The organism is Rhizobium quercicola, from assembly GCF_021168455.1.
Taxonomy (GTDB): domain Bacteria; phylum Pseudomonadota; class Alphaproteobacteria; order Rhizobiales; family Rhizobiaceae; genus Ferranicluibacter; species Ferranicluibacter quercicola.
Window position 1 is genome coordinate 229244 of sequence record NZ_JAJOZR010000002.1, and the last position, 13363, is coordinate 242606.

13 protein-coding genes are annotated in these 13363 nt (G+C 66.8%); 5 read left to right on the forward strand and 8 right to left on the reverse strand.

The features are described 5' to 3' along the window. Positions 1–120: 120 nt before the first annotated feature. On the reverse strand, positions 121–2811 hold the full coding sequence (acnA, locus tag LRX75_RS04515; protein WP_231812264.1) for an aconitate hydratase AcnA: 2691 nt from the start codon (positions 2809–2811) through the stop codon (positions 121–123). A 261-nt stretch (positions 2812–3072) separates the two neighbouring features. Here acnA and ccmA point away from each other — a divergent pair, with 261 nt between their 5' ends. The 5 genes from ccmA to LRX75_RS04540 all read left to right on the forward strand — a co-directional run bounded on the left by ccmA (position 3073) and on the right by LRX75_RS04540 (position 5953). After that, a complete protein-coding gene (ccmA, locus tag LRX75_RS04520; RefSeq protein WP_231812266.1) occupies positions 3073–3711 on the forward strand; it encodes a heme ABC exporter ATP-binding protein CcmA in 639 nt (212 codons plus the stop codon). Then, on the forward strand, positions 3708–4367 hold the full coding sequence (gene ccmB, locus LRX75_RS04525) for a heme exporter protein CcmB (RefSeq protein WP_231812268.1): 660 nt from the start codon (positions 3708–3710) through the stop codon (positions 4365–4367). The genes ccmA and ccmB overlap by 4 nt, the downstream gene beginning before the upstream one ends. Before the next feature lie 70 nt (positions 4368–4437). Then, positions 4438–5196: a heme ABC transporter permease gene (locus tag LRX75_RS04530; protein ID WP_231812270.1), complete on the forward strand. Its 759-nt coding sequence runs from the start codon at positions 4438–4440 to the stop codon at positions 5194–5196. Next, positions 5193–5360 carry a heme exporter protein CcmD gene (gene ccmD, locus LRX75_RS04535; protein WP_231812272.1) on the forward strand — a complete coding sequence of 56 codons (168 nt, stop codon included), beginning with the start codon at positions 5193–5195 and terminating at the stop codon, positions 5358–5360. Before LRX75_RS04530 ends, ccmD begins: the two co-directional genes overlap by 4 nt. Beyond that, positions 5357–5953 carry a DsbE family thiol:disulfide interchange protein gene (locus tag LRX75_RS04540; RefSeq protein WP_231812274.1) on the forward strand — a complete coding sequence of 199 codons (597 nt, stop codon included), beginning with the start codon at positions 5357–5359 and terminating at the stop codon, positions 5951–5953. The genes ccmD and LRX75_RS04540 overlap by 4 nt, the downstream gene beginning before the upstream one ends. Here the strand turns inward: LRX75_RS04540 and LRX75_RS04545 are convergent. From LRX75_RS04545 to LRX75_RS04575, 7 genes are all read right to left on the reverse strand, one after another. Further along, positions 5950–6546 carry a DUF2585 domain-containing protein gene (locus LRX75_RS04545; RefSeq protein ID WP_231812276.1) on the reverse strand — a complete coding sequence of 199 codons (597 nt, stop codon included), beginning with the start codon at positions 6544–6546 and terminating at the stop codon, positions 5950–5952. The genes LRX75_RS04540 and LRX75_RS04545 overlap by 4 nt on opposite strands. After that, complete coding sequence (locus LRX75_RS04550; protein ID WP_231812278.1) at positions 6543–7226, reverse strand: septation protein A; 684 nt, start codon at positions 7224–7226, stop codon at positions 6543–6545. Before LRX75_RS04550 ends, LRX75_RS04545 begins: the two co-directional genes overlap by 4 nt. Positions 7227–7310: 84 nt before the next feature. Continuing rightward, positions 7311–8693, reverse strand: coding sequence for a signal recognition particle-docking protein FtsY (gene ftsY, locus LRX75_RS04555; protein ID WP_231812280.1), 1383 nt, complete (start codon positions 8691–8693; stop codon positions 7311–7313). 32 nt (positions 8694–8725) lie between these two features. After that, positions 8726–10000 carry a tRNA (N(6)-L-threonylcarbamoyladenosine(37)-C(2))-methylthiotransferase MtaB gene (gene mtaB / locus LRX75_RS04560; protein WP_231812282.1) on the reverse strand — a complete coding sequence of 425 codons (1275 nt, stop codon included), beginning with the start codon at positions 9998–10000 and terminating at the stop codon, positions 8726–8728. Continuing rightward, a complete protein-coding gene (dapF, locus tag LRX75_RS04565) occupies positions 9997–10917 on the reverse strand; it encodes a diaminopimelate epimerase (RefSeq protein ID WP_231812284.1) in 921 nt (306 codons plus the stop codon). Before dapF ends, mtaB begins: the two co-directional genes overlap by 4 nt. A gap of 95 nt (positions 10918–11012) precedes the next feature. Beyond that, positions 11013–11984: an agmatinase gene (gene speB / locus LRX75_RS04570; protein ID WP_231812287.1), complete on the reverse strand. Its 972-nt coding sequence runs from the start codon at positions 11982–11984 to the stop codon at positions 11013–11015. Beyond that, complete coding sequence (locus LRX75_RS04575; RefSeq protein WP_231812482.1) at positions 11981–12988, reverse strand: MBL fold metallo-hydrolase; 1008 nt, start codon at positions 12986–12988, stop codon at positions 11981–11983. Before LRX75_RS04575 ends, speB begins: the two co-directional genes overlap by 4 nt. Positions 12989–13363 lie beyond the last annotated feature (375 nt).

Genomic DNA, 13363 nt, shown 5'->3' on the forward strand with positions numbered 1-13363 from the left:
AGCGTCCTCAACACAAAGTCACGTTGGAGTGAAATTTTTCGAGGCGACGATATCCGGACACCGGACATGCCAAAGGCCGGAACGGGGTTCCGGCCTTCGCAATTGTCAGGTCGTGACGCCTCAGGCGGCGAGGTCGCGCAGAACCGTCTGCAGGATGCCGCCATTGTTCATGTAGGTGACCTCATCCAGCGTATCGATGCGGCAGATCAGCGGAACCTCCTTCACCGAGCCATCGGCATAGGTGATGACGGCCGTGCGCTTTTCGCGCGGCTGGACGTTCGTCAGGCCCTCGATGGTGACGATCTCGTCGCCCTTGAGGTTCAGCGAGGCCCAGGTCGTGCCGGCCTCGAAGACGAAGGGCACGACGCCCATGCCGACGAGGTTGGACCGGTGGATACGCTCGAAGCTTTCCGCGATGACGGCCTTGACGCCGAGCAGGTTGGTGCCCTTGGCCGCCCAGTCGCGCGAGGAGCCGTTGCCATATTCGCCACCGGCGAAGATGACGAGCGGAACGCCCTCTTCCTTGTACTGCATGGCCGCGTCGTAGATCGACATCTCTTCCTTCGACGGATAGTGGAAGGTGTAGCCGCCCTCCTTGCCGTTCGGGCCGAGCATGTGGTTGCGGATGCGGATGTTGGCGAAGGTGCCGCGCATCATCACTTCATGGTTGCCGCGACGCGTGCCGTACTGGTTGAAGTCGGCAACGCCGACGCCATGGCCCGTGAGGTAGGCACCGGCGGGCGATGCCGCCTTGATCGAACCGGCCGGCGAGATGTGGTCGGTGGTGATCTTGTCGCCGAAGAGACCAAGGACGCGGGCGCCCTTGATGTCGGAGATGCCGGAGCCCGACTTGCCCATGCCCACGAAGTAGGGCGGGTTCTGCACATAGGTCGAATCGTCGTCCCAGGCATAGGTCTGGCCGGCGGGAACCTGAACGGCCTGCCAGTTGACGTCGCCCTTGAACACGTCGGCGTACTTGCTCTCGTAGAGTTCGCGCGTGACGTATTTCAGGATGAATTCCTGTATCTCGTGCGAGGTCGGCCAGATGTCCTTGAGGAACACCGGCTGCCCGTCCGAACCGATGCCGAGCGGCTCGGTGGTCAGGTCCTTCTGGACCGTGCCGGCAAGCGCATAGGCCACGACCAGCGGCGGCGAGGCGAGGTAGTTCGCCTGGACGTCCGGCGAGATGCGGCCTTCGAAGTTGCGGTTGCCCGAGAGGACGCCGGCCGTGATCAGGCCCTTGTCGTTGATGGTCTTGGAGATCGGCGCCGGCAGCGGGCCGGAATTGCCGATGCAGGTCGTGCAGCCGAAGCCGACGAGATTGAAGCCGAGCGCGTCGAGGTCCTTCTGCAGGCCCGACTTCTCGAGATATTCGCCGACGACCTGTGATCCCGGAGCCAGCGAGGTCTTCACCCACGGTGCGCTCTTCAGGCCCTTGGCGACGGCATTGCGGGCGAGAAGGCCGGCCGCGATGAGCACCGAGGGGTTGGACGTGTTGGTGCAGGAGGTGATGGCGGCGATCGCCACGTCGCCATGGCCCAGATCGTAGTCCGTGCCGTCGACCGGGTAGCGGTTGTCCAGCTGGCCGGGCTTCTTGTAGTCTGCTTCGAGCGACTTGGCGAAGCCCGGGGCGATGCCTTCGAGGGCGATGCGGCCTTCGGGACGCTTCGGGCCGGCCATGGACGGCACGACGTCGCCGAGGTCCAGTTCCAGCGTGTCGGTGAAGACCAGCTCGGCGCCGTCGCCGTTGCGCCACATGCCCTGCGCCTTGGAATAGGCTTCGACCAGTGCGATCCGGTCCGTCGTGCGGCCGGACATGGTGAGGTAGTTGATGGTTTCGCCGTCGACCGGGAAGAAGCCGCAGGTCGCGCCGTATTCCGGGCCCATGTTGCCGATGGTGGCGCGGTCGGCCAGCGTCATCGAATCGAGGCCGGGGCCGAAGAATTCGACGAACTTGGAGACGACGCCCTTCTTGCGCAGCATCTGCACGACGGTGAGCACGAGGTCGGTCGCGGTGACGCCTTCCTTGACCTTGCCGGTGAGCCTGAAGCCGATGACTTCCGGCAGGAGCATGGAGACGGGCTGGCCGAGCATGGCCGCTTCCGCCTCGATGCCGCCGACGCCCCAGCCGAGCACGCCCAGGCCGTTGATCATCGTGGTGTGGCTGTCGGTGCCGACGCAGGTGTCGGGATAGGCGATCGTTTCGCCGTCTTCTTCCTTGGTCCAGACCGTCTGGCCGAGATATTCAAGGTTGACCTGGTGACAGATGCCGGTTCCCGGGGGGACGACGCGAAAATTCTTGAACGCCTGCTGGCCCCACTTCAGGAAGCGATAGCGCTCGCCGTTGCGCTCGTATTCGAGCTCGACGTTGCGGGCAAACGCGTTCGGCGTGCCGAATTCGTCGACGATGACGGAGTGGTCGATGACGAGATCGACGGGAACGAGCGGGTTGATCTTCTCCGGATCGCCACCCAGCGCCACCATGGCGTCGCGCATGGCCGCGAGATCGACGACGGCGGGAACGCCGGTGAAGTCCTGCATCAGCACGCGGGCCGGACGGTAGGCGATTTCATTTTCAGCCGTGCCCTTGTCGTTGAGCCAGGCGGCGATGTTGAGGATGTCCTGCTTGGTGACGGACCGGCCGTCTTCGTTGCGCAGCAGGTTTTCCAGCAGGACCTTCATCGAGTAAGGCAGCCGCGAGATGCCGGCGAGACCGTTCTCTTCGGCCTTGGGCAGGCTGAAATAGACATAGTCGGCGCCGTTGACCGAAAGGGTCGAACGACAATTGAAACTGTCTAGGGACTTGGACACTGAGATACCCCGTTCCGTCTGATCGCCATAAACTGACGTGCGAACGCCCGAGCGCCTGAAGGCGCAGATTGGGATGCGGGTACGGTCATTTCCGCTGTCCGCACGTGGAAAAACTTCCATGTTCGGCGCTAGGATGAAATTCACGCCGACCGCTGGCGTGTTGGGCGCGTTATAGATAATTTCGCCAAAACGTGCCAGATCGAACGCCGTCAATTCGAGACAATTTTTTTCAATGCGACCAACGTCGTAAAAGGACGATGAATGCCATTTCGCCTGCGCGTGGACGGGCTGGGCGCCAGCCGCGGCGAAGACCCGATCTTCCGGGCGATTTGCCTCGTTCTCGATGCCGGCGGCGCCTTGCTGGTGACCGGTCGAAACGGCACCGGGAAGTCCACTTTTCTCCGTACGCTCGCCGGTCTTCATCCGGCCGACAGCGGCACGATCCTGCTCGAAGGCATCGCCGACCCGACGGCGCCGGTGCGCGAATCACTCCACTATCTCGGACACCGCAACGCCATGAAGCGCGACCTGACGGTTGCAGAGAATCTCGTGTTCTGGGCACGCTTTAGCGGTCGGCCGGGCGAGACGGATCCGACGGTTCCTCCAGACGCCGCGCTGGCGACGGTGGGCCTCGGGGGCCTCGGTCATCTGCCCTTCGGCTATCTCTCGGCCGGGCAGCAGCGCCGCGCAGCCCTTGCCCGGCTTCTGGTCGCGCACCGCCCCGTCTGGCTGATGGACGAGCCGACGGCAGCGCTCGATACGGCGAGCGAGCGGATGGTGGAGGCGCTGATTGCCGGACATCGCGCCGCCGGCGGCATCGTCATCGCCGCCACGCACCAGGCTCTGGACGTGCCGGGTGCGCAGACGCTGACCATGTCCGGCTTTGCGGTGCCGGCATGATGGCGCTCTACCTGCGCGATGTGAAGCTTGCGACGCGGGCCGGCGGCGGCGCGCTGACCGGCATCCTGTTCTTCCTGGCGGTCGTCGCCGTGGTGCCCTTCGGGCTCGGGCCGGACCTGAAGCTCCTGGCGCGGGTCGGGCCGGCGATGCTGTGGATCGGCGCGCTGCTCGCCTCGCTGCTCGGGCTCGACCGGCTGTTCCAGGCGGAGCGCGAGGACGGCGCACTGGATGTCATGCTGATGCAGGAGACGCCGCTGGTGCTCGTCGTCTTCGTCAAGTGCCTCGCGCACTGGACCGCCTCCGGTCTGCCGCTCGTGCTCATCTCGCCGCTTCTCGGCCTCTTCCTCAACATGGAGCCGGCGGCGATCCTTGCCACCATGCTGACGCTTCTGGCGGGCACGCCGGCGATCACGCTGATCGGCGCGATGGGGGCGGCCGTCGCGGTGGCTCTGCCGCGCGGCGGGCTTCTCGTCTCCATCCTCGTGCTGCCGCTGGTCGTTCCCGTGCTGATCTTCGGGGTCAGCGCGGCCTATGCCGCGGTCGAGGATCCCGCGCCCTTCCTGCCGCCCTTCCTGATCCTGATCGCCATCACCCTCTTCTTCGCCGCCATCGGCCCGGCTGCGGCGGCCGTGGCGCTGCGCGCCTCGTCGGAATGACGCAAAGGTGACCATCGCGGGGGCTGCGACGTTCATTGAAGAGGCCTTCCGAACTTGGTAGAGAGGTCGCATGCGTGAGAGAAGCCTTGCCATTCGCAGCTTTACCGACCTTGCCAATCCGACGCGCTTCGTCGCGCTGGCCGGGCGCCTGCTGCCATGGCTCGCGAGCCTGACGGCACTGCTCTTTGCCATCGGTCTGACGCTCTGTTTTACCACCGCTGCCGACTACCAGCAGGGCGAGACGGTGCGGATCATGTATATCCACGTGCCCGCCGCCTGGCTCGCCATGATGGGCTATACGGTCATGGCGGCCTCCGCGCTCGGGACGCTCGTCTGGCGCCATCCGCTGGCCGACGTCGCGGCGAAATGCGCAGCACCGATCGGTGCCGGCTTCACGGCGCTGGCGCTCGTCACCGGTTCGCTCTGGGGCAAGCCGATGTGGGGAACATGGTGGGTGTGGGATGCGCGGCTGACCTCGTTTTTCATCCTGTTCCTGATGTATCTCGGCCTGATCGCGCTCAACCGCGCGATGGACGATGCCGGACGGGCGGCGAAGGTCGCGGCCGTGCTCATCCTGGTCGGCTTCGTCAATATCCCGATCATCAAGTTCTCCGTCGACTGGTGGAACACGCTGCACCAGCCGGCAAGCGTCCTGCGCCTCGGCGGCTCGGCGATCGATCCGGAGTTCCGACGCCCGCTGCTCATCATGGCGCTCGCCTTCACCTGCCTGTTCTTCACGCTGCATCTCGCCGCGATGCGCACGGAGATCTGGCGGCGCCGGATTGCGGCCATGCGCCGGCAGGCCGCGCGCGGGGCGGCGTCGGCATGAGCGCGCATCTGGCCTATGTCGCCGCCAGCTATGGTGCCGCGCTTCTCGTGGTCGCAAGCCTCGTCAGTTGGGTCGTTCTCGACGCGCGCGCCCGGCGCCGCGAATTGCAGGCGCTGGAGGAGGCCGGCATCCGCCGCCGCTCGGCCGGTGGAGGTGCGCCGTGAGCGACCTGCCGGAAGATCGTGCGACGACCAAGGGCCGCCTGGCGCTCGCGCTGCTGCCGCTGACCGTCTTTGCCTGCCTTGCCGCCGTGTTCTGGAGCCAGCTCGATTCCGGCCGCGATATCAGCGAGATCCCGTCCGCGCTGATCGGCACGAAGGCGCCCTCTCTCGCTCTGCCGGCGCTCGAAGGTGCGAGGCTGAACGATGCGCCCATGCCCGCGCTGACGGATGCCGCGGTGAAGGGCAAGCTGACGCTCGTCAATGTCTGGGCGTCCTGGTGCGTGCCGTGTCGCGCGGAAAACCCGGTCATCCTCGCCCTCGCGAAGGACCCGCGCCTGCAGGTCGTCGGCATCAACTACAAGGACCAGACGGACAACGCGCTGCGTTTCCTCGGCGAACTCGGCAATCCCTTCTCAGCCATCGGCGTCGATCCGCGCGGCCGCGCCGCGATCGACTGGGGCGTCTACGGCATTCCGGAATCCTACCTCGTCGGCGCCGACGGCACGATCCTCTACAAGCGTGTCGGCCCCTTCGACGACCGCAGCCTGCGGGAAGGCCTCATGCCGGCGATCGAGAAGGCGTCTGCGGGCTCCTAAAGCGCGCCCTGCCACGCCTTCACCGCGTCCATCGGCCAGACGAGCATCAGCACGTTGAGCGTCAGGTTGTCGCGGATCAGCCAGCCGGTGAAGAGTTCGAAGAGAACCGCGATGGCGATCGTCACGGCGACGGGCAGGCGGGCGGCGGCGAGAAAGCCGAGCGCCATGAAGACGGTGTCCATGGCCGAGTTCAGCACGCTGTCGCCGACATAGTTCAGCGAGACGGTCGCGGAGCGATAGCGCTCGATGATGATGGGCGAGTTTTCGAGCAGCTCCCAGCCGGCCTCGATGAGGGTCGCGACGAACAGCCGGGCGGCGAGCGGCTTTCTCGGGAAAAGCCAGGCGGTCAGCGCGTAGAACAGGAAGCCGTGGATGATGTGCGACGGCGTGTACCAGTCGGCGAGGTGCTGGGAATTGCCGGGGCTGTTGACCACAGGCTCGAACAGCTTCACGACGCCGCAGGTGCAGATCGGCGTGCGGCCCATGAACAGCTCCACGGCCACCTGAAACGCCAGCACGGCGAGGCAGGCGCCGATCCACAGGAGCGTGCGGCTGCGGGGCAGGGCTTCGACCGGTGGAGGAACGGCCGTCATGTCTTGTCGGATGCGGTTTCGACGGAGTGCCGCAGGATGAGCGGCATCTGCGCCATGGTGAAGAGGATGGTGATCGGCATGGTGCCCCACACCTTGAACGCCACCCAGAAATCGTCGGCGGCCTGCGCGTCGGGCGCATACCAGACGGCGGCGCCGCGCCAGACGACTTCGTTGAGGACGGCGAGAAACAGGAAGAAGATACCCCAGCGCAGCGTCAGCTTGCGCCATCCGGCCGCATCCAGCTGGAAGGCGGCGTTGAAGACGTGGCCGAGCAGCGACTTGCCGAAGAACAGGCCGCCGAGAAGCACCGCACCGAACAGCGTGTTGACGATGGTCGGTTTCATCTTGATGAAGGTGTCGTTCTGCAGCCAGATGGACAGCGAGCCGAACACCACGACGACGATGCCCGAGACGAAGGGCATGACGGGGAGGTGGCCGAGCACGATCTTCGACACGAGCAGCGAGATCACCGTGGCCGCCATGAAGAGGCCGGTGGCGATGAACAGCGGGCCGCCGAGTTCGGTCAGCACCGGAAAGGTCTCGGCAAGCCAGGGTCCGCGCAGATTGGCGAAGAAGAAGATCAGCAGGGGCCCGAGTTCCAGCGCGAGCTTGAGGCCCGGATGGTGACGCTCGGCGGGGGTCGGCGTGACGTCGGTGTCTACGGGCCGTTCGGTCTTCATCGTCTCTGCCTTATCGTCTTTTTTCGTGAGATGCTTGTGATGTGGCCGCGGACGGCGGCGGAATTTCGGCAGGCTGGCGGGTGCCTAATCCGCAATCCCGGCGATCGCCTCGGCGAAATCCTGGGCCTCGAAGGGTTCGAGGTCGTCGATGCCCTCGCCGACGCCGATGAAGTAGACCGGCAGCTTGTGCTTGGCGGAGATGGCGACGAGGATGCCGCCGCGTGCCGTTCCGTCGAGCTTGGTCATGATCAGCCCGTTGACGCCGGCAACGTTGCGGAAGATCTCGACCTGGTTGAGCGCGTTCTGCCCGGTGGTCGCGTCCAGCGTCTGCAGCACGGTGTGCGGCGCATCCGGATCGAGCTTGCCGAGGACGCGGACGATCTTTTCGAGCTCGGCCATCAGCTCCGTGCGGTTCTGCAGGCGGCCGGCGGTGTCGATGATCAGGACGTCGCTCTTCTGCCGGCGCGCTTCCTCGAAGGCCTCGTAGGCCAGGCCCGCGGCATCGGCGCCGAGCTTGGAGGAGACGATATGGCTGTTCGTCCGTTCCGCCCAGATCTTCAGCTGCTCGATGGCGGCGGCGCGGAACGTATCGCCGGCGGCGAGCATGACCTTCAGACCCGCGCCCGAGAGCTTGGCGGCGAGCTTGCCGATGGTGGTCGTCTTGCCCGTGCCGTTGACGCCGACCACGAGGATGACGTGGGGGCGGTGGTTGAGATCGAGCTGCAGGGGCTTGGCGACGGGCGTGAGAACCTTGGTGATCTCGGCTGCCATGATGCGCGAGACATCCGCGCCGGAAACGTCGCGGCCGTAGCGCTCGGAGGCGAGCGTATCGGTGATGCGCAGCGCCGTCTCGACGCCGAGATCGGCCTGGATCAGCAGGTCTTCCAGCTCTTCGAGCGTCGCGTCGTCCAGCTTGCGCTTGGTGAAGAGGGCGGTGATCTGGCCGGTCAGCTGCGAGGAGGTGCGCGACAGGCCGGCGCGCAGGCGCTGGAACCAGGTCAGGCGCTCGCCTTCGGGTGCGGCCTCCGGCTCGGGCGCCGGCCCCGTGGCAAAGCCTGCGGGCAAGGTGGAGATGTCGCGCGGACGGTCGAGATCGGCGGTCGGGCTTTCGCCGGGGGCAAGCTCCGCCTCCGCTTGAAGCAGCGACAGCGGCACCACGCCGAGATCGCCGATGTCCTCGACGGCCGGCAGCGGAAGCAGGGGCTCCTCGGTGTCCTGCCCCTCGTCCGCCCGCTCATCGGCCGAAGGGCCGCCGGCCGTGGCGATTTCCTCGGCCAGGACCGGATCTTCGGCGACGGGCAGGGTGTCTTGCGGGACCGTCTCTGTGGGATCGGCCGGTTCGGACGCACGGATCTCCCGGGCGACCGGGTCCGGTGTCACCGTATCCGGCGCACGCTCGTCGGCCGCGGGCGCTTCCGGCGGCACCTGGTCGAATGTGAAGACCCTTTTGAGGAAGTCGAACGCCATCTTATATCCTGAAACCTGCGGGGCCGCTCATGTCAGGCGGCCTGTCTTTCGGCGGTGGCGATGGAGAGGTTCTTGCCATCGTGGCCCGTGATCGTCGTCGCGACCAGCGAGCGGGGTTCGAGCCCCGGTGTCGCGACGCGGGTGAAATTCTCCGTGTGGCCGGTGCCGTTGCTTTCCACCAGCACGGTCTGCGCGGTGCCGACCATGGAGGCGAGGTGGTCGCGCGCCAGTTCCGTGCCGATGGCGCGCAGGCGCGCGGCGCGCTCCCGGATCAGCAGGGGGTCGTGCTGCGGCATGCGGGCGGCGGGCGTGCCCTCGCGCGGGCTGTAGGGGAAGACGTGCAGGCTGGCGATGCCAGCTTCCCGCGCCAGCGTTCCGGCTTGCGCGAACATCTCTTCCGTCTCCGTCGGAAAACCGGCGATCATGTCGGCGCCGAAGGCGATGCCCGGCCGCAGGCGACGGGCCTCCTGCATGAAGGCGAGCGCATCGGCCCGCGAATGCCGCCGCTTCATCCGCTTCAGGATCATGTCGTCGCCGTGCTGCAGCGAGAGATGCAGGTGCGGCATGAAGCGTGGCTCGTCGGCGATGAGGTCGATCAGGTGCCGGTCGGCCTCGATGCTGTCGATGGAGGAGAGGCGCAGGCGGGCAAGCTCCGGCACCTGCTTCAGAAGGGTCTTGGCCAGCAGGCCGAGCGTCGGCGTGCCGGCCAGGTCGCCGCCATAGCTGGTGGCGTCCACCCCGGTCAGCACGATCTCGCGGTAGCCGTTCTCCACCAGCATGCGGGCCTGATCGACCACGGCGCCCATCGGCACCGAGCGGGAATTGCCGCGGCCATAGGGGATAATGCAGAAGGTGCAGCGGTGGTCGCAGCCGTTCTGCACCTGCACGAAGGCGCGCACATGGCCCTCGATCATCCGCACCATCTGCGGCGCGGTCTCGCGCACGCTCATGATGTCGTTGACGCGCAGCTTCTCCTCGCTGCCGACGCCGAAATCGGGCAGAGCGCGATAGGCGCGGCTTTCGAGCTTCTCCGCATTGCCGAGAACGGCGTCCACTTCGGGCATGGCGGCAAAGCTGCCGGCCTCGGTCTGGGCGGCGCAGCCGGTGACGATGATGCGGGCGTCCGGGTGCGCGCGCCGGGCGCGGCGGATCGCCTTGCGGGCCTGGCGCACGGCCTCGCCCGTCACCGCGCAGGTGTTCACCAGCACGGCATTGTTGAGCCCTGCCTGTTCGGCCGCGCCGCGCATCACTTCGGATTCGTAGGTGTTCAGGCGGCAGCCGAAGGTGATGATCTCGACGCCGCTCACTCTGCCGTCGCCCCTGCCGCTTGCGCTCTCGTATCCGGATCGCGCGTGAAGGCGCCGGTTGCCGGATCGACGCGGCCGGACCATTCCCAGGCGGCCGGGCCGGTCATGACGACATGATCGTCGCGCTCGCGCCAGTCGATGGTGAGCACGCCGGCCGGCACCGCGCTGGCAACGGTCACCGCCACCGTGCGGCCGGTGCGGCCGGTGCGGGCACCGCTGACGGCCGCCGCACAAGCGGCCGAGCCGCAGGCGAGCGTCAGCCCGGCGCCGCGTTCCCAGGTGCGGGTGGTCATGCCGCTCTGCGATGTCACCTGCGCGAGCGTGATATTGGCGCGCTCGGGAAACATCGGGTGATTTTCGAGCAGCGGGCCGAAGCGCGCGAGATCGTAGGACATGACGTCGCGATCCACCCAGAAGATCGCATGCGGATTGCCCATCGACATCACGGAGGGCGAGTGCAGCACGGGATCGTCGATCGGGCCGATCTGCAGCTCGATGCGGCGTGTGTCGTGGAAGTCTTCGGCCAGGGGGATGCGGTTCCAGTCGAACACCGGCTTGCCCATGTCGACCGAGATCGTGCCGTCGGCATGTTCCTCGGCGTTGAGGACGCCCGCGACCGTGTGGAAGGTGAAGGTCTTGCGGCCGGTTTCCGCCGCCAGCGCCTGCACCACGCAGCGCGTGCCGTTGCCGCAGGCCTGCGCCTTGGTGCCGTCGGAGTTCAGGATGTCGATCCAGGCATCGGTGCCCGAGGCCTTCGGATCATGGATCGCCATGATCTGGTCGAAGCGCGTCTGCGGGTCGGCATTGAGCGCGATGGCGGCGTCCGGGGTCACGGTATCGCTCCGGCCGCGCATGTCCACGACCAGAATGGCATTGCCGAGCCCGTTCATCCTTGCGAATTCGACCGTGGTGTCCATGCCTGTCCATACCCTTGCGCGAAGGTCCTGCGAGAGGGCGTATATGGCGGAAAATACGCCGGATGACCAGAGGCCGGGATCAATGGGGCTTGCCGTCAGCGGCGCGCGGCGACACCCTCCGCGATCACGCAGAGCAGCTCGAACAGGATGGTCGCACCGGCGAGCGCCGTCATGCCCGCGACGTCGAAGGGCGGCGCGACCTCCACGACATCGGCCGCCACGATCCGCACGCCTGCGAGCTCCCGCACCAGCGCCTGCGCCTCGCGGGTGGTAAAGCCGCCGATTTCGGGCGTTCCCGTGCCCGGTGCCATGGAGGGATCGATGCAGTCGATGTCGAAGCTGACATAGGTCCGTCCGTCCCCAGCCGGGCCGCCGGCGATCCCGCGGGCTTCGGCCATCACGTCGGCGATGCCGCGGCGGGTGCACTCCTCCATATAGATCACGCGGATGCCTTGCGCGCGGGCCCAGTCGTGCTCATCTGTCGCGTAGATCGAGCCGCGAATGCCGATCTGCACCGTGCGGTTCGGATCGAGCAGCCCTTCCTCGATCGCGCGGCGGAACGGCGTGCCGTGGGTGTAGCGGTTGCCGCCGAAATAGGTGTCGTTGGTGTCGGAATGGGCATCGAAATGGATCATGCCGACCGGGCCGCCTGCCGCCACCGCGCGCATGACCGGCAGCGTCGTCAGATGATCGCCGCCGACCGACAGCGGGATGGCGCCGGCGTCCACGATGGCGCGCATGCCAGTCTCGATCCGCTTCAACCCGTCGAGAAGGTCGATCGGATTGACGCTGATGTCGCCGACATCGGCGATGTTGGCGAGGCTGAAGGGTTCGGTCAGCGTGACATGATGGACGCGCCGCATCAGGCTCGACTGGTTGCGGACCTCGCGCGGCCCGTGGCGCGCACCGGCGCGGTTGGTCGTGCCGCCATCCCAGGGAATGCCGACGAGCGCGATGTCGAGACCGGTGGCGTCGGAAACGGCGGGCAGCCGCATGAAGGTCGAGTGACCGGCAAAGCGGGGAACCTCGGCGGCATCCACCGGCTGGTGAAAGGTGCTGGCGGTCATGCGGGGTTCCTTTCCGGGGGCACGTCGAAGACCTCGCCGGCATGGAGCGGGCGAACGCGGGCGGGATCGACATCGTGTCTTGCAAGGGCCTCGGCCAGCGCCCGTTCCGGCGCATTCATGGCCTCGTCGGTCAGCTGGATGGTCGCGAAGTGATGGCCGACGACGAAGGCGGCGTTCGCGAGAAGCATGCCCTGAATGGCTTCGTCCGGGTTCTGGTGCTGGCCCTTCATGAACCAGCGCGGCTCGTAGGCTCCGATCGGCAGGATGGCGAGGCGGAAGCTGCCATAGGCCTTGGCCGCGGCGCGATAGTTGATGCCGTCGTGAAAGCCGGTGTCGCCGATATGGTAGATCCGGCCGGCCGGCGTCGCGACGACGAAGGCGGCCCAGAGTGCCTTTCGCCGGTCGCCGACCCCGCGCGCCGACCAGTGATGCGCCGGCTCGCAGTGGATCGAGACGCCCGCCGCGACATCGAGCGCGCCGCCCCAGTCCATGAGCGCGATCCGCGCGTCGGGCGCCACCTTGCGGATGAAGACGTCGTTGCCGAGCGGCGTGACGAAGGTCGGCCTGTGGTCGGCCTCGAGGCGCGCGATCGTCGGCTGGTCGAGATGGTCGTAATGATTGTGACTGACCAGCACGACATCGATGCGGGGAAGATCCTCGAGGCGGATGCCGGGTGGCGAGACGCGGCGCGGACCGGCGAAGGAAACGGGGCTCGCGCGCTCCGACCAGACGGGATCGGTGAGGATGTTGAGGCCCGCCACCTGGATCAGCATGGAGGCATGGCCGACCATGGTGACGCGCAGGTCCTGCCCGGTCACCGAGTCGTCCGGCCTGGTCACCGTCGCGCGCGGGTCGGGCGTGGTCGGCCATGTCGCCTTCTGGCCGTTGAACTGCCAGCGCAGGAGATCGCGAAAGCCGTTCGGCTCGACGCCGCCGGGATTGAAGAAGCGGGTGCCGTCGAAATGATCGCTGACGGGACCGTTATAGTAGCGATTGGCGGCCATGCTGCTCCTTGCGGTGACCCCGCCCGACACGGCGGCGATGGCGCCGGCCAGAGACCATTTGAAGAATGTGCGGCGTTTCATTCCGATCCCCGTGAACGCGCGGTCGTTTCCGACGGCGACAGATGCGCGGATGATGGCGGCTTTTTCGTGCCCGCGCCACAGGAAAGCGACACCTTGCCGATGTGGATCGACAGGTCTGCGGCCTTGCGGTGGCGGCAAGCCTTGACTTTCCGGGCCGTTTGCTGTTTACCGCGCTCCATCTGCGACGAGACACGACTCCGAGCCGCCGACCGGGACCCTTTCAAGGTATAAACGTTCCCGGAGGTCAACACCCGACAGCGCGATGCGCCCTCGGGTGCCGTTCGGCTTTGCGTC

What these genes read in the sequence shown, in the direction of transcription:
- ccmA (WP_231812266.1), top strand. Translation starts at nt 3,073, where the DNA reads ATGCCATTTCGCCTGCGCGTGGACGGGCTGGGCGCCAGCCGCGGCGAA.
- ccmB (WP_231812268.1), top strand. Translation starts at nt 3,708, where the DNA reads ATGATGGCGCTCTACCTGCGCGATGTGAAGCTTGCGACGCGGGCCGGC.
- LRX75_RS04530 (WP_231812270.1), top strand. Translation starts at nt 4,438, where the DNA reads ATGCGTGAGAGAAGCCTTGCCATTCGCAGCTTTACCGACCTTGCCAAT.
- ccmD (WP_231812272.1), top strand. Translation starts at nt 5,193, where the DNA reads ATGAGCGCGCATCTGGCCTATGTCGCCGCCAGCTATGGTGCCGCGCTT.
- LRX75_RS04545 (WP_231812276.1), bottom strand. Translation starts at nt 6,546, where the DNA reads ATGACGGCCGTTCCTCCACCGGTCGAAGCCCTGCCCCGCAGCCGCACG.
- LRX75_RS04550 (WP_231812278.1), bottom strand. Translation starts at nt 7,226, where the DNA reads ATGAAGACCGAACGGCCCGTAGACACCGACGTCACGCCGACCCCCGCC.
- ftsY (WP_231812280.1), bottom strand. Translation starts at nt 8,693, where the DNA reads ATGGCGTTCGACTTCCTCAAAAGGGTCTTCACATTCGACCAGGTGCCG.
- dapF (WP_231812284.1), bottom strand. Translation starts at nt 10,917, where the DNA reads ATGGACACCACGGTCGAATTCGCAAGGATGAACGGGCTCGGCAATGCC.
- speB (WP_231812287.1), bottom strand. Translation starts at nt 11,984, where the DNA reads ATGACCGCCAGCACCTTTCACCAGCCGGTGGATGCCGCCGAGGTTCCC.
- LRX75_RS04575 (WP_231812482.1), bottom strand. Translation starts at nt 12,988, where the DNA reads ATGGCCGCCAATCGCTACTATAACGGTCCCGTCAGCGATCATTTCGAC.